The sequence below is a fragment of the Streptomyces sp. NPDC047841 genome (assembly GCF_040704085.1).
Taxonomy (GTDB): Bacteria; Actinomycetota; Actinomycetes; order Streptomycetales; family Streptomycetaceae; genus Streptomyces; species Streptomyces argyrophylli.
This window is the reverse complement of record NZ_JBEYRP010000007.1, coordinates 191,360-207,232: the sequence shown is the minus strand read 5'-3', so window position 1 is coordinate 207,232 and position 15,873 is coordinate 191,360. Positions and strand designations below refer to the sequence as shown.

Sequence of the window (15,873 nt, the reverse complement as noted above, 5' to 3'; positions counted from 1 at the left end):
TCCTCCCCCTCGGCCTGTCGGCACCGGACGTGTGCGTCCGCTGCCGACTGTGACGGGGCGAGGGCCCGGAACGTGCGTCCCGGGGAGTTGCGGATGGATTGCGAACCGGCCACGGCGGCGGCCCGTCGTGACCGGTGGGTGACGCGCCGGTGACCTAGGAGACGACGTCCTTGCGGGCGAAACCCCGGAAGGCCAGGGCGAACAGCACCAGGGCGTACGTTATGGAGAGCGCGGTGCCCTGGATCATGCCGGACCACTCGGGGCGGGGCTGGACGGCGTCGGCCCACGCGAACTGCCAGTGCGCGGGCAGGAAGTCACGCCAGTGGCCGAGGGCCGTGACGGCGTCCAGGACGTTGCCCACGATGGTCAGGCCGACCGCGCCGCCGACCGCGCCGAGCGGGGCGTCCGTCCTGGTGGACAGCCAGAACGCCAGCCCGGCGGTGACCAGCTGGGACACGAAGATGTACGCCACGGCCACCAGGAGCCGCTGGGCCGCCGTACCCACCTCCAGCGCGCCGCCGGTCGGTATCTGCAGCGGCCCCCAGCCGTAGGCGGCCGTGCCGGCGGCGAGCGCCACGACCGGCAGCAGCACCATCGCGGCGAGGCTCATGCCGAGCGCGACCACGAGCTTGGACCACAGCAGCCGGGCCCGGGGCACCGGCGCGGCGAGCAGATAGCGCAGCGAGGACCAGCCGGCCTCCGAGGCGACCGTGTCCCCGCAGAACAGGGCGACGGGGATCACCAGCAGGAAGCCCGCCGAGACGAACAGGTTTACGGCGGCGAAGTTGGCGCCGGAGGCGGTGGCCGTGTCCATCAGGGTGACCTGGTTGTTCCGGCCGCCCGGGTCGCCGCCGATGGCGAAGGCGATCAGCAGCACGAACGGCAGTACGGCCAGGACGGCGCCCATGACCAGCGTGCGGCGCCGCTTGAGCTGGCGGACCAGCTCGACCCGCAGCGGCAGGGTGCGCCCCGCCTGATAGCCGGAGGCGACCTCGGTGAGCGTGCTCATGCGGAACCTCCGATCAGGGTGAGGAAGGCGTCTTCCAGGCGCCGGTGCGGGCCGACGGAGGCGACCGGCACCTCCAGCCGCACCAGCTCCACGACCAGCCGCTCGGCGGTGCCGCCGGGTTCCAGCCGGATCAGCAGCCCGTCGTCGGTGCGCACGGCGGAGGCGACGCCGTCCAGCGCGCCCACCTTCTCCACCACCGGCTCCTGCACCGGTACGGCGGTGCCGACCAGCAGGGTGTCGCCGGAGCCGACGATCTCCCGGACCGGGCCCGCCTGCACCAGCCGGCCGCGGTCCATCACCACCAGGTGGGTGCAGGACTGCTCCACCTCGGCGAGGAGATGACTGGAGACGATCACCGTACGGCCGCCGGCCGCGTAGCGGATCATCACCTCGCGCATCTCGCGGATCTGGGGCGGGTCCAGGCCGTTGGTGGGCTCGTCGAGGATGAGCAGGTCGGGCAGGCCCAGCATGGCCTGGGCGATGGCGAGGCGCTGCCGCATGCCCTGCGAGTACGTGCGGACCGCGCGGGCGAGCGCGTCGCCGAGCCCGGCGATCTCCAGGGCCTCGTCCAGGTGGGCGTCCTCGGGCGGGCGGCCGGTGGCCCGCCAGTACAGCTCCAGGTTCTCCCGGCCGGACAGGTGGGGCAGGAAGCCGGCGCCCTCGACGAACGCGCCGACGCGGGAGAGCACGGACGCGCCGGGCCGGATGGTGTGGCCGAAGACGCGGATCTCGCCGGCGTCCGGCCGGATGAGGCCCATCAGCATGCGCAGGGTGGTGGTCTTGCCCGCGCCGTTCGGTCCGAGCAGGCCGAGGACCTGGCCCTTCTCCACGCGGAAGGAGAGGTCCCGGACGGCGTACCGGTCGGTGGACCCGGCGTACCGCTTGCTCAGGCCGGTGATCACCAGCGGGACCTCGGCCAGCCCGGGGTCGGGCGCGGGGGCGGACGTCCGGCGGCGGGTGGTGAGCAGCAGCGCGAGGGCGGCGGCCGCGCCGGCCGCGGGCAGCCACCAGACCCAGGCCGGCAGGGGCGCGGCGGCGGTGGTGACGGCGGGAGCCGTCGGCACGCTCAGGGCCCCCTTCAGGGAGACGGTGTACGTGGCCGGGGCGGCCGGGGAGGCGTAGCCGAGGTCGGTGGAGGCGAGGACCAGGCGGAGCCGGTGGCCCCTCTGCACCTCGTGGTCGATCGCCGGGAGCGTGACGGTGACGTCCTTGCCCGCCTTGGCGCCGGTCACCCGGAAGGGGGCGACGAGCTGGGCGGGCAGCACCTGCCGCTTTCCGTCGGGGCCGACGTCGTAGACCTTGCCGAACAGGACGGCGTCGTCGCGGGTGGAGGTGATGCGCACGGTGGCGGTCGGGGTGCCGGTGATGCGCAGGTCGCGGGTGAGGGGCGCGGAGTCGAACCGGGCGTACTGGCCGGGGAAGTCCAGGGAGACGCCGACGCCGAGCGCGGAGAGCTGCGCGAGGCCGCCGGAGCCGCCGAGGCCGGGCAGCGCGGAGACACCGGGCGGGCTGGCTCCGGCCGGGTTGGCGACGCGCTGGGTGCCGCCGGTGAGGGCGATGGGGCGCGGATGGTCGCGCAGGCCGGGGTAGGCGGCGGCGCTCGCGCCGCGCAGTTGGGCGGTGCCGTCGGTGGAGTCGACGCCGCCGGTGCGGGTGACGCGGAAGGCCGGGCCGGTGTCGGTGCCCTTGTCGCCCTTCAGGTAGCGGTCGAACCACGTACGCACGCGTGCCTCGACCCGGCTCGTCTCCATGTCGCCGCCGTCGTGCCCGCCGGCGATCCAGTCGACGTCGACGGGGGCGCCGTTCGCGCGGATCGCCTTCGCGGCGGCGTCGGCCTGGCCGAGCGGGAACAGGGAGTCCGTCTGCCCCTGCACCAGCAGCGTGGGCACCTTGATCCGGTCGCCGACCGCGGACGGCGAGCGTTCCTCCAGCAGCTTCCGGGCGGCGGGGTCCGGGGTGCCGGACTCGGCGACCCGCTCGTACATCCGGCACAGCGCGGGCTGGAACTTCGCGCAGCCCCCGCCGGTGTTGACGAAGACGCCGGCCCAGAGCTTCTTGAACACGTCGTCCGGGAACAGGGCGTCCGCGAGGTTCCAGTAGGTGATGGCCGGGGCGATGGCGTCGACCCGGTGGTCGTACCCGGCGGCGAGCAGGGAGATCGCGCCGCCGTAGGAGCCGCCGGCCACGCCGACGCGCGGGTCGCCCGGCTTGTCGAGCCGCACCTGGGGCTGCCGGGCCAGCCAGTCGATGAGCCGGGAGACGTCGGCGACCTCGCCCTCGGGGTCGTTGAGGCCGATCTTCCCGGTCGAGCCGCCGAACCCGCGCGCGGACCAGGTCAGGACCGCGTACCCGTCCCGGGCGAGGTCCTCGGCCTGCCGGCGCATGTCGTCCTTGCTGCCGCCGAAGCCGTGCGCGAGCAGGACGGCGGGGTGCCGGCCGGAGCCGGCCGGGGTGAAGTACGAGGTGTCCAGGCGCACCCCGTCGACCGCCATGACCTGGTCGCTGCGGCGCACGGCCCGCGGGTCGTCGGAGGCGACGGCCGCCGTCCACGTCCCGGCGCCGGCGAGCACCACGACGGCGGCCCCGGCGGCCAGCAGCCGGCGGGGCCTCCGCAGCAGGCCGCGCAGGGCGGGCAGTCGAAGATCCATGCGTCAACGGTACGGGGCGGTGCTGACAATCGCCGCCGACCTGGGGTTGAACGGCGAACCCTCCCTCGGGAGTACGGGTCCGCCGTCTCCTACCGCGACCGCGGTACGGGCGGCGACCGCGCGGCGCGCCCGCGGGGTGATACGGCCCCGCGCCCCCGCGGGGCTCAGGCCTGCGCGTCCTCCGGGATCGACACCAGCCAGTGGGTGTCGCGGCGCGGGCGCAGGTACAGGGCCCAGTAGAGGGTCGCCACCGCGGTGATGCCGCCGGTCCACAGCAGGTAGCTCGTCTCCTGCTGGGTCAGGATGTAGGCCAGGACGGCGATGAGCAGGACCGGCATCGCGGGCCACAGCGGCATCCGCCAGGCGGGGGTGTGCTTGTGGGAGCCGCGGCGGGCGAGCAGGGCGGCGATGGCGACGAGCAGGTACATGCCGGTCACCGAGACGCCGGTGACGCCGTACAGGGTGTCCAGGTTGACGAAGCAGAGCACCGCGCCGGGGACGCCGACCGCGAGGGTGGCGACCCAGGGGGAGCCGAAGCGGCCGAGCTTGGAGAAGACGGTGTTGACCGGGCCGGGCCAGGCCTTGTCGCGGGCCGAGGCGAACAGGACGCGGGAGTTCTGGATGACCATGACGATGCCCGCGTTGATGATCGCGAGGGCCACGCAGAGGCTGACGAAGGTGCCGACCGCGGAGTTGGACCAGGCGGTGACCATGGAGCTGATGTCGCCGCCGGTCAGTTCCTTGAGGTCGGAGGCGCCCATGGTGATGGCGGTGACCGGCACCAGGATGACCACGGTGGAGATGGCGAGGGTGGCGAGGACCGTCCGGGCGACGTTGCGGCGCGGGTTCTCCAGTTCCTCCGACAGGTAGACGGCGGTCGAGAAGCCCTGGGTGACGAAGAGGGCGATGGCGAGGCCGGAGACCACCAGCATGGCCGTCACGGTGTCGGTGTGGCCGTTCGCGCCGGCCACCTGCATGGAGACCAGGCTGCCCACCCCGCGGTGGCCGTGCGAGAAGCCCAGCAGGGCGACGACCCCGGCGGCGATGACCTCCAGAACGAGGAAGATGCCGGTGATCCAGGCGTTGGCGCGCAGGTCCAGCAGGCCGGCGAGGGTCGCCAGCAGCATCACTCCGGCGCCCGTCATGGACGGGTCCAGGTGGACGATGGGGGTGAGGTAGTCCGCGGTGCCCATCGCGATCACCGGGGGCACGATCATGACGACCAGCAGGGAGAGCACGAAGACCAGCCAGCCCGCGAGCCGTCCGGCCATCGTGGAGACCATGGCGTACTCGCCGCCCGCGCTGGGGATCAGGGTGCCCAGTTCGGAGTAGCAGAACGCCACGGCGATACAGAGGAGCGAGCCGATGGCGATCGTCAGGGCGGTGGCGGTGCCGAGGGAACCGAACAGGTCGGGAACGACGACGAAGAGCGTGGAGGCGGGCGTGACGCACGACAGCGTCAGCAGCGTGCCGCCGACGACACCGATGGAACGCTTCAGCCCGGGTGCGGGGGCCGTCGCGGTGTCTACCACGGACTTCTGGAGCGTGTCGGTCATACGGCGGTTCCGTTCGACGTGAGCGGCTGGATGGGGGTCGGGAGCGCTATCGCCTCCGGCGGATCGTCGTACGTTCGTCTCGTCCGCTCCCGGCGCTGCATAGCGAACCCCGACGAAAACCACCACGTCAATGGCCGTTTACCTTCGGAATCCGCACCTCGGGACGACTGTGCGCCGCATCACTTTCCCAGGCCGTGACGCCCTATGGGCGTATCCATCAAGCCCATAGCCGATGTGACCTTGCTTTTGAAGGTCATCTAGCGGCAGTCCCTTCGTCACCCGTTTCGTCCGGGCTGAACGGGAACCGCAGCCAAGGTTTCAAAAAAATGTCAGCCTTCCGATATCCGGACGGCTAATCCAGTCGCGGCCATGTCAACAGCGCAGCCGGCAGGACGGAACGCACCGGTGCCCCGCCCTCCCGCATGGGGGAGACGGGGCACCGTGCCGATCGGCTCAGTGGTTGCGCGGGAAGCCCAGGTCCACGCCCGCCGGGGCGTCGGCCGGGTCGGGCCAGCGCGTGGTGACGACCTTGCCGCGGGTGTAGAAGTGCGTGCCGTCGTTGCCGTAGATGTGGTGGTCGCCGAAGAGCGAGTCCTTCCAGCCGCCGAAGGAGTGGTAGCCCACCGGCACCGGGATCGGCACGTTCACGCCGACCATGCCGGCCTCGATCTCCAGCTGGAAGCGGCGGGCGGCGCCGCCGTCCCGGGTGAAGATCGCGGTGCCGTTGCCGAACGGCGAGGCGTTGATGAGCGCCACGCCCTCCTCGTAGGTCTCGGCGCGCAGCACGCACAGCACCGGGCCGAAGATCTCGTCCTGGTACGCCTTCGCGCTGGTCGGCACCTTGTCCAGCAGCGAGATGCCGATCCAGTGGCCGTCCTCGAAGCCCTCGACGGTGTAGCCGGTGCCGTCGAGCACCACCTCGGCGCCCTCGGCGGCGGCGCCCTCCACGTACGAGGCCACCTTGTCGCGGTGCGCCTTGGTGATCAGCGGGCCCATCTCGGACGTCGGGTCGTTGCCCGGACCGATCTTGATCTTCTCGGCGCGCTCGCGGATCTTCTCCACCAGTGTGTCGCCGATGGCGCCCACCGCCACGACCGCCGAGATGGCCATGCAGCGCTCGCCCGCGGAGCCGTACGCGGCGCTGACCGCCGCGTCGGCCGCCGCGTCCAGGTCGGCGTCCGGCAGCACCAGCATGTGGTTCTTGGCGCCGCCGAGGGCCTGCACGCGCTTGCCGTTGGCGGAGGCGGTGGTGTGGATGTAACGGGCGATCGGGGTCGAGCCGACGAAGGAGACGGCCTTCACGTCCGGGTGCTCCAGCAGGCGGTCCACGGCCGCCTTGTCACCGTGCACGACGTTGAAGACACCGTCGGGCAGTCCGGCCTCGGCCAGCAGCTCGGCGAGGCGGACCGACGCCGACGGGTCCTTCTCGCTCGGCTTCAGCACGAACGTGTTCCCGCACGCGATGGCGATCGGGAACATCCACATCGGGACCATCGCCGGGAAGTTGAACGGCGTGATGCCGGCGACGACACCGAGCGGCTGACGGATCGCGGCCACGTCCACCCGGCTCGCGACCTGTGTGGACAGCTCGCCCTTCAGCTGGACGTTGATCCCGCAGGCCAGGTCCACGATCTCCAGGCCGCGCGCGACCTCGCCGAGCGCGTCCGAGTGCACCTTGCCGTGCTCGGCGGTGATCAGCTCGGCGATCTCGTCCCGGTGCGCGTCGAGCAGCGCCCGGAACCTGAACAGGATGGACGTGCGCTGCGCCAGCGAGGACTGGCCCCAGGTCAGGTAGGCGTCCTTGGCCGCCGCGACGGCCGCGTCCACCTCCTCCACCGACGCGAACGCGACCTTCGTGGTGACCGCGCCGGTCGCCGGGTCGGTGACCGGCCCGAACTCACCCGACGCGCCTTCGACGGTCTTCCCGCCGATCCAGTGGTTGACGATCTTCGTCATGTCCGGGGACTCCTTCTCACAGATGGCGGCGTCGGGTCGAGACGTGCCGTTCGTACAGCTCACGTGCCTTGACCGCGGAAGGTCGGGTCGCGGTCTCGGCCACAGGAACATCCCACCAGGCCTGCGCCGGGGGCGCCCCCGACACAGTGTCGGACGTTTCCGTCTCCACGTAGACACATGTGGGTGTGTCGGCCGCGCGCGCCTCCGCGAGCGCCGCGCGCAGGTCCCGTACGGTCTTCGCGCGCAGCACCCGCATGCCGAGGCTGGCCGCGTTGGCGGCGAGGTCGACGGGGAGCGGGGCGCCGGTGAAGGTGCCGTCCTCGGCGGTGTAGCGGTAGGCCGTGCCGAACCGCTCGCCGCCCACCGAGTCGGAGAGCCCGCCGATCGAGGCGTACCCGTGGTTCTGCACCAGCAGGATCTTGATCGCGATGCCCTCCTGCACCGCGGTCACGATCTCCGTCGGCATCATCAGGTAGGTGCCGTCGCCGACCAGTGCCCACACGTTCCGCTCGGGCGCGGCGAGCTTCACCCCGAGGGCGGCCGGGATCTCGTAGCCCATGCAGGAGTAGCCGTACTCCAGGTGGTACTGGTCGTACGACCGCGCCCGCCACAGCTTGTGCAGGTCGCCCGGGAGCGAGCCGGCCGCGTTGATGATGACGTCCGACTCGTCCACCAGCGCGTCCAGGGCGCCGATGACCTGGGTCTGGCTCGGCCGTACGTCCGTCTCGCCGGCCTCGAAGCAGGCGTCGACGCGCCGCTCCCAGCGCTCCTTGCCCTCGGTGTACTCGCGGACGTAGGAGTCGGCGACGCCGTGGCCGTGCATGGCCAGTGCCTCGGTCAGCTCGCCCAGACCGCTGCGGGCGTCGGCGACCAGCGGCAGCCCGGCCAGCTTGTGACCGTCGAACGGCGCGATGTTGAGGTTCAGGAAGCGGACGGCCGGATTCTCGAACAGGGTGCCGGACGCCGTGGTGAAGTCGGTGTACCGGGTGCCGACGCCGATGACCAGGTCGGCGGTGCGGGCCAGCTCGTCGGCGGTCGCGGTGCCGGTGTGGCCGACCCCGCCGACGTCCTGCGGATGGTCGTACCGCAGTGAGCCCTTCCCGGCCTGGGTGGAGGCGACCGGGATGCGCGTCGCCGCCGCGAACTCGGCGAGGGCCTCCTCGGCGCGGCTGTGGTGGACCCCGCCGCCGGCGATGACGAGGGGCCGTGCGGCGGAGCGGATCGCCCGGACCGCCTCCGCCAGCTCGGTCGGGTCCGCGCCCGGCCGCCGTACCGTCCACACCCGCGTCGAGAAGAACTCCTCCGGCCAGTCGAAGGCCTCCGCCTGCACGTCCTGCGGCAGGGCGAGCGTGACGGCGCCGGTCTCCACGGGGTCGGTGAGGACCCGCACGGCCTGGAGGGCGCTCGGGATCAGGGCCTCCGGGCGGGTGACGCGGTCGAAGTACTTCGACACCGGGCGCAGGGTGTCGTTGACCGAGACGTCGCCCGCGTACGGCAGCTCCAGCTGCTGGAGGACCGGGTCGGCGGGGCGGGCGGCGAAGACGTCACCGGGCAGGAGCAGCACCGGGAGGTGGTTGACGGTCGCGAGGGCGGCGCCGGTGACGAGGTTCGTGGCGCCGGGGCCGATCGACGTCGTGACCGCGTGCGTGGACAGGCGGTTCGACTGGCGGGCGTAGCCGACCGCCGCGTGCACCATGGACTGCTCGTTGCGGCCCTGGTGATACGGCATCACGTCCGCGTACTCGACCAGGGCCTGGCCGATGCCGGCGACGTTGCCGTGCCCGAAGATGCCCCAGGTGGCGCCGATCAGCCGCTGCCGCCGGCCGTCCCGCTCGGTGTACTGGGCGGCGAGGAAGCGGACGAGTGCCTGGGCGACGGTCAGCCGGATCGTCATCGGTAGCCCCCTGTGCTGTCTACGTGGTCGGGGTGGAAACAGATCCGCCATTCCCGGGTCTCCCCCGGGCCCGCCATGACGTTCAGGTAGTACATGTCGTGCCCGGGCTGGGCGATGGACGGGCCGTGCCAGCCGTCGGGGACGAGGACGGCGTCGCCGGAGCGCACCTCGGCGAGGACGTCCGAACCGCCCTCCCGCGAGGGGAACACCCGCTGGTAGCCGAGCCCGTCCGGGCCGTCGATCTCGAAGTAGTAGATCTCCTCCAGCTCGGACTCCTCGCCCGGCCGGTGCTCGTCGTGCTTGTGCGGCGGGTACGAGGACCAGTGGCCGCCCGGCGTGATCACCTCCACGGCGATCAGCTTGTCGCATGCGAAGGAGTCGGCGGAGGCGAAGTTGCGCACCCGGCGGGCGCAGGTGCCGCTGCCGCGCTCCTCGACGGGGACCTCCGGCGCGGGGCCGTAGCGGGCGGGGAGTCGTCGCTCGCACTTCGCTCCTGCCAGGGCGAAGCGGCCTCCCGCGCCGGAGGCGATCAGGACCTGGGCGTCCCGGGGCACGTACGCGAAGTCGGAGACATTCGCGAACACGCTTTCCCGGCCCAGGAGTTGGAACTCGTTGTGCTCCATATGTACGGTACATCCGCCTTCCAGCGGAAGCACGATCCACTCACTGTCCCCGGTGCTGAACGTATGGCTGCCACCGGGCCCCAGCTCCACGACACGCAGGCTGCTGTGCGTCCAGCCGGCCGACGCGGGGCCGATGTCGACGGCGTAGTCGCCCTGCGCGGCGGCGCCCCGGGGAAGATGCAGGTCGGTGCTGGTCATGCGGCCCTCACAGCAGTCCTACGGCGGTGTCCACGGCGGCGGCCACATCGCCGTCCGCCGGGTACAGCAGCGAGCGGCCTACCACCAGGCCGCGCACGGTGGGGAGTCGGAGCGCGCCGCGCCACTTCTCGTACGTGGCGACCTGGTCCTCGGGCGAGCCGCCGATGTCCCCGCCGAGCAGCACGGCGGGCAGGGTGGAGGTCTCCATGACCCGCGCCATGTCGTCGGGGTTCTCGGTGACCGGCACCTTCAGCCAGGTGTAGGCGGAGGAGCCGCCGAGACCGGAGGCGATGGCGATGGACCGGGTGACCGCTTCGGCGGACAGGTCGTTCTTCACCTTCCCTTCGGGGGTGCGGCGGCTGATGAACGGCTCCACGAACACCGGCAGCCGGCGCTCGGCCATCGCGTCGATGGCGCGGGCGGTGGACTCCAGGGTGCTCAGGGAGCCGGGGTCGCTGTAGTCGACGCGCAGCAGCAGCTTGCCCGCGTCGAAGCCGAGGCGCTCGATGTCCTGCGGGCGGTGGCCGGTGAACCGGTCGTCCAGCTCGAAGCTGGCTCCTTGCAGACCGCCGCGGTTCATGGAGCCCATGACCACCTTGTGGTCCAGGGCGCCGAGGAGGAGCAGGTCGTCCAGGATGTCGGCGGTGGCGAGGACGCCGTCGACGCCGGGCCGGGACAGCGCGAGGCAGAGGCGTTCGAGCAGGTCGGCGCGGTTGGCCATGGCGAGCTTGCGGTCGCCGACGCCGAGCGCGCCACGGGCCGGGTGGTCGGCGGCGACGATCATCAGCCGCCCGTTCTCGTTCAGCAGCGGCCTGCGGACCCGCCGGGCGGCGGCCTCCGCGATCGCCTCGGGGTGCCGGGTGCGGATCCGGACGAGTTCGCCCACGTCGACGCCCCGGCGCGGGGTGTCTGCGGCGCCGTGGCGGGGAGGGTGCGCGAAGGCGTCGGGACGAGGGGGTGCGGCGCCTTCGCGGGGAGCGTCCGGCGGGGTGCCGGGGCCGGTGCCGGAGCCGTCCTCGGGGTGCGTGCCGGTGACGCGGCCGGCCCTCACAGCACCGCTCCGGCGTCGAGCGCGGCGGCCACCTCGTCGGGGGTCGGCATCGCGGAGGAGCACTCCAGGCGGGAGGCGACGATGGCGCCGGCCGCGTTGGCGTGCCGCATGACCGTCTCCAGGTCCCAGCCGGCCAGCAGGCCGTGGCAGAGGGAGCCGCCGAAGGCGTCCCCGGCGCCGAGTCCGTTCAGGACGGTGACGGGCAGGGGCGGGACCTCGGCCGACTCACCCTTCCGGTTGACGGCGAGGACCCCCTTGGGCCCCTGTTTGACGACGGCCAGCTCGACCCCGGCGTCCAGCAGGGCGCGGGCGGCGGCGTGCGGCTCGCGCACTCCGGTCGCGACCTCCACCTCGTCCAGGTTGCCGACGGCGACGGTGGCGTGGCGCAGGGCCTCGGCGTAGAAGGGGCGGGCGGCGCCGGGGTCCGACCAGAACATGGGGCGCCAGTCGAGGTCGAAGACGGTGCTGCCCGCCTTGGCGCGGTGGGCGAGGGCCGCCAGGGTCGCCGTACGGCTCGGCTCCTCGCTCAGGCCGGTGCCGGTGACCCAGAAGATCCGGGCCTCACCGATGGCGTCCAGGTCCAGCTCGTGGGCGTCGATCTCCAGGTCGGGGGCCTTGGGCTGCCGGTAGAAGTAGAGCGGGAAGTCGTCCGGCGGGAAGACCTCGCAGAAGGTGACGGGAGTCGGCAGGCCGGGGACGGGGGTGACCCAGCGGTCGTCGACGCCGAAGCCGCGCAGCGCCTCGTGGAGGTAGGTGCCGAACGGGTCGTCGCCGGTACGGGTGATCACGGCGGTGCGCCGGCCGAGGCGGGCCGCGGCGACCGCCACGTTCGTCGCCGACCCGCCGAGGAACTTGCCGAAGGACGACACCTGGGCGAGCGGGACACCGGTCTGCAGCGGGTAGAGGTCTACCCCGATCCGCCCCATGGTGATCAGGTCGTAGGCCATCGGCTTCCCTTCGTCATGGCTCTCCCCGGCTTTCTAGTCCCGCAGGCCGAGCCATGTCAATGTTTTGTCCAGACATTCGGACTAGTCTCCGCCCGGAGGCGGCGTCACAGGGGCGTCTTGTATGGCGGCCGTGTCACAAAGACCGCCCTCTTGTCACACATGTCACGTGCACGCGGGTTCTCGGTCACACCCGGACGACAGGGAGGCCCCGCCGGTCACGCAGCGTCGTTCACCAGGCGCAGGTTTGTGATCAGCGCAGCGCCCGGTCCCCCCGGTGGCCCTTCCCGGTCGCCGCCGTGGTGCGCGCGGGGAGGTGCAACGCATGGCCGACCGAAGGCTCTGGTCCTACAAGGAGATCGCGGCGCACATCCGGGTGCAGCCGGACACCGTACGGTCCTACCGCAAGCACGGGCTGCTGCCCCCGCCCGACCACGTCGAGGGCGGCAAGCCCTACTGGTACGCCGACACCGTGCGCGCCTGGGTCGCCTCCCGTCCCGGCAACCGCGGCCGCAGAGAGGACTGACGCGCTCTCGCGGACGCGGTGCCGGGCAGCGGGGAAGCCGGGGGGAGCGGTGGTGGGCGCTGGGCTCTCAGCTCCAGGGCTCGATGACCGTGACGCCCCCGCCCGGCGCCGTGTCCATCGCCGCGAGCGCCGCCGGAGCCGCGTCGAGGGTGATCGTCCGGGTCACCAGGAGGTCCGGGCGCAGAACGCCGGCGCGGACCAGGTGCAGCATGCCGGGATAGGCGTGGGCGGCCATGCCGTGGCTGCCGAGGAGCTCCAGCTCCAGGGCTGTCGCGCGGGCCAGCGGGACCGGGGTGGTGCCGTCGGGCGCGGGCAGCAGGCCGACCTGGACGTGCCGGCCGCGGCGGCGCAGGCCGTTCACGGAGGCGGCGCAGGTGGCCGGCGAGCCGAGCGCGTCGAGGGAGAGGTGGGCGCCGCCGCCGGTCAGCTCCCGGACGGCGGCGGCCGGGTCGGACACGCCGGTCGCGTCCAGGCACTCGGCGGCGCCGAACGTCCGCGCCAGCTCCAGCGCCCGGGCAGACACGTCGACCGCGACCACCCGGGCCCCCGAGGCCGCCGCGATCATCACCGCCGACAGGCCGACCCCGCCGCAGCCGTGCACCGCGACCCACTCCCCCGCCGCCACCCGGCCCTGCTGCACCACGGCCCGGAACGCGGTGGCGAAGCGGCAGCCGAGGGCGGCGGCGGTGGCGTACGCCATGTCGTCCGGCAGCGCGACGAGATTGACGTCGGCGTGGTCGAGCGCGACGTACTCGGCGAAGGAGCCCCAGTGGCTGAACCCGGGCTGGGTCTGCCGCTCGCACACCTGCTGGTCGCCCGCCGCGCAGGACGGGCAGCCGCCGCAGGCGCAGACGAACGGCACGGTGACCCGGTCGCCGGGCCGCCAGCCGGTCACCCGGGGGCCCACCGCCTCGACCACTCCGGCGAGTTCGTGACCCGGCACGTGCGGCAGCGCGATGTCCGGGTCGTGCCCCATCCAGCCGTGCCAGTCGCTGCGGCAGAGGCCGGTGGCCTCGACACGGACCACCACCCCGTGCTCCGCGGGCTCCGGGTCGGGTACGTCCCGCACCTCGGCCGGCTTTCCGTACTCCTCGAACACCACGGCTCGCATGCATGCTCCTTCCGGGAACCCGCGCGAAGGCCAGGGCCTCCCCGTTTGGATCATGCCGGGCTCGCCTGATCCAGACGAAAGACCCTAGAGCCCGCCGGGGTGGGTCACCAGTTCCGGTTCGCCGTGGCCGGTGACGCCGTTCCCCGCGATCCTCGGGGGTGCCTCCCGCTCGCCCTCGCTCACGCCGAACCGGTCGTGGACGCGCCGCAGCCACCCCGGCGCCCACCAGGTCGCCCTGCCCGTCAGCCGCATGATGGCCGGGACCAGGAGGCTGCGGACCACCATCGCGTCCATCAGGACCGCGAGCGCGATGCCGAGGCCGAGCATCTTGGTGTTGGTCACCCGGGAGGTGCCGATCGCCACCATCACCACGGCCAGGATGACCGCCGCCGCCGTGATCAGGCCGCCCGTGCGCTGGAGGCCGAGGCGGACCGCTCGCTCGTGGTCGCCCGTGCGGTCGTACTCCTCCTTGATGCGCGAGAGCAGGAACACGCCGTAGTCCATGGAGAGGCCGAAGGCCACGCAGAACATCAGCACGGGCAGGGTGGTCTCGATGGAGCCGGGGCTGGTGAAGCCGAGCGGGCCGGACAGGTGGCCGTCCTGGAAGACCCAGACGACCGCGCCGAACATCGCCGTCAGGCTGAGCGCGTTGAGCACCACGGCCTGGAGGGGTATCAGCACGCTGCCGGTGAGGAGGAAGACCAGCAGGAGCGTGACGACGGCGATGAACACGGCCGCCCAGGGCAGGCGCTCCGCTATCGCGTGCTTGGTGTCCACCAGGACGGCGGCGGTGCCGGTCACCTTGGTGGTGAAGGGGGCGTCCAGCGCACGCAGGTCGCCGACCAGCCGCTGGGCCGGACCGTCCACGGCCTCGCCCGCGGGCTGCACCGTGAAGGAGGCGGTGTCGCCCCTGACCAGGGGGCCGTCGACGCGCATCACCTCGGGCAGGGCGGCCACGCGCTGCTTGTAGGCGGCGTACTGAGCGTCGGTGGCCCGGCCCTCGGCGAGGACTTCCAGGCCGCCGCCGGGGCTGCCGGGGAAGCCCTCGCGCAGGTGCTGCTGCACCACGTGGGACTCGGCGGTCGAGGGCAGTTGCCGGTCGTCGGCCGTACCGAACCTGACCCCCAGGAACGGCAGTCCGAGCAGGACGAGCAGGGCGGTGGTGCCGAGGGCGAAGAGGGGGGCGCGGCGCATCACCAGGCCGGCCGTGCGCGCCCAGGCGGTGCCGCCCTCGGCCCGCTCCGGCGCGCGGCCACGGCGGAAGAGACGGCGCAGGTCCAGGGAGTTGACCCGGTGGCCGAGCAGGACCAGCGCGGCCGGGAGCAGGATCAGGGCGGCCGCCGCCGCGAGGAGCACCACCGCGATGCCGGCGTAGGCGAAGGACCGCAGGAAGTACTGCGGGAAGACCATCATGGCGGCCAGGGAGACCGCGACCGTCAGGGCGGAGAAGAGCACGGTGCGGCCGGCCGTGCGCAGGGTCGTGCCCACGGCGGTCAGCGGGTCGGCGCCGCCGGACAGTTCCTCGCGGTAGCGGCGGACGATGAACAGGGCGTAGTCGATGGCGAGGCCGAGGCCGAGGGCCGTGGTGAGGTTCAGCGCGAAGACGGAGACGTCGGTGAAGGCGGTCAGGCCGCGCAGCACCGCGTTCGTCCCGAGGATGGCGACGATGCCGATGCCCAGCGGGAGCAGGGCCGCGACCGCGCTGCCGAAGACCATGACCAGCAGCACCAGCGTGATCGGCAGGGCGATCAGCTCGGCACGGGTGAGGTCCTCCTTGATGACCGTCTGCATCTCGTGCCGCACCGCGACGATGCCGCCGATCCTCACCTCGAACGGACCGTGCGTGCCCCGGTAGTGCGGGGCGATGCGGTCCAGGGTGCGGCCCATCGCGCTCTCGTCGCCGGTGATGCGGGCGGCGATCAGCGCCTCGTGGCCGTCCTCGGCGCGCAGGGCCGGGGCCTGCGCGGGCGGGGCCTGCCAGTAGGAGCCGACGCCGGTGACGCCCGGCTCCCTGGCGAGCCGCGCGGCCAGGGTGCGGGCCCCGGCGGCCACCGCCGGGTCGTCCACCGAGGCGCGGCCCGCGTCGACCAGGAGCAGCAGGTTCGGCTCGGCGGCGGGGAACGCGCGTTCCAGCGCCTTGGTCGCGTAGGTCGACTCGGCGGCCGGGTCCTCCCAGCCGCCGCTGCCGAGGCGGTCCGCGACCCCGCTGCCGGCCAGCACGGCGAGCGCGGTGAGCACCAGGGCGACCAGGAGCGACAGGCGCGGCCGGGCGGTGACGAAGCGGGTCCAGCCACCGGTCCGCGGCGGCCGGTCCGCGGGCCGCGGCGCCTTGTTGACATCGGTCATCGTGCGGTGTC

11 protein-coding genes are annotated in these 15,873 nt (G+C 73.0%); 1 reads left to right on the top strand and 10 read right to left on the bottom strand.

Annotation, left to right across the window (positions count from 1 at the left end):
* Positions 1–154 precede the first annotated feature (154 nt).
* The 8 genes from AB0947_RS13370 to iolC all read right to left on the bottom strand — a co-directional run bounded on the left by AB0947_RS13370 (position 155) and on the right by iolC (position 11,882).
* Positions 155–1,009, bottom strand: a complete 855-nt coding sequence (locus AB0947_RS13370) for an ABC transporter permease (protein WP_366750470.1) — start codon at positions 1,007–1,009, stop codon at positions 155–157.
* Positions 1,006–3,657 (bottom strand): CocE/NonD family hydrolase, encoded by a 2,652-nt coding sequence (locus AB0947_RS13365; RefSeq protein WP_366750469.1) that lies wholly within the window; start codon positions 3,655–3,657, stop codon positions 1,006–1,008. The genes AB0947_RS13370 and AB0947_RS13365 overlap by 4 nt, the downstream gene beginning before the upstream one ends.
* Before the next feature lie 164 nt (positions 3,658–3,821).
* Positions 3,822–5,213 (bottom strand): APC family permease, encoded by a 1,392-nt coding sequence (locus tag AB0947_RS13360; RefSeq protein ID WP_366750468.1) that lies wholly within the window; start codon positions 5,211–5,213, stop codon positions 3,822–3,824.
* A gap of 453 nt (positions 5,214–5,666) precedes the next feature.
* The gene (gene mmsA / locus AB0947_RS13355) at positions 5,667–7,169 is read right to left on the bottom strand and encodes a CoA-acylating methylmalonate-semialdehyde dehydrogenase (protein ID WP_366750467.1); all 1,503 of its coding nucleotides are present in this window, start codon (positions 7,167–7,169) and stop codon (positions 5,667–5,669) included.
* A 16-nt stretch (positions 7,170–7,185) separates the two neighbouring features.
* Entirely contained in the window at positions 7,186–9,063 is a 1,878-nt protein-coding gene (iolD, locus tag AB0947_RS13350; protein ID WP_366750466.1) for a 3D-(3,5/4)-trihydroxycyclohexane-1,2-dione acylhydrolase (decyclizing), read from the bottom strand.
* Positions 9,060–9,884: a 5-deoxy-glucuronate isomerase gene (gene iolB, locus AB0947_RS13345; RefSeq protein ID WP_366750465.1), complete on the bottom strand. Its 825-nt coding sequence runs from the start codon at positions 9,882–9,884 to the stop codon at positions 9,060–9,062. Before iolB ends, iolD begins: the two co-directional genes overlap by 4 nt.
* 7 nt (positions 9,885–9,891) lie before the next feature.
* Entirely contained in the window at positions 9,892–10,770 is an 879-nt protein-coding gene (locus AB0947_RS13340; RefSeq protein WP_366750607.1) for a deoxyribose-phosphate aldolase, read from the bottom strand.
* Positions 10,771–10,931: 161 nt separating this feature from the next.
* Positions 10,932–11,882, bottom strand: coding sequence for a 5-dehydro-2-deoxygluconokinase (iolC, locus tag AB0947_RS13335; RefSeq protein WP_366750464.1), 951 nt, complete (start codon positions 11,880–11,882; stop codon positions 10,932–10,934).
* 322 nt (positions 11,883–12,204) lie between these two features.
* Here iolC and AB0947_RS13330 point away from each other — a divergent pair, with 322 nt between their 5' ends.
* A complete protein-coding gene (locus tag AB0947_RS13330) occupies positions 12,205–12,405 on the top strand; it encodes a MerR family transcriptional regulator (RefSeq protein ID WP_103810279.1) in 201 nt (66 codons plus the stop codon).
* 67 nt (positions 12,406–12,472) lie between these two features.
* On the opposite strand, the gene AB0947_RS13325 is transcribed toward AB0947_RS13330, so the two are convergent.
* Positions 12,473–13,516, bottom strand: a complete 1,044-nt coding sequence (locus AB0947_RS13325; protein WP_366750463.1) for a zinc-dependent alcohol dehydrogenase family protein — start codon at positions 13,514–13,516, stop codon at positions 12,473–12,475.
* Between the two features lie 84 nt (positions 13,517–13,600).
* Positions 13,601–15,862, bottom strand: coding sequence for an MMPL family transporter (locus AB0947_RS13320; RefSeq protein WP_366750462.1), 2,262 nt, complete (start codon positions 15,860–15,862; stop codon positions 13,601–13,603).
* Positions 15,863–15,873 lie beyond the last annotated feature (11 nt).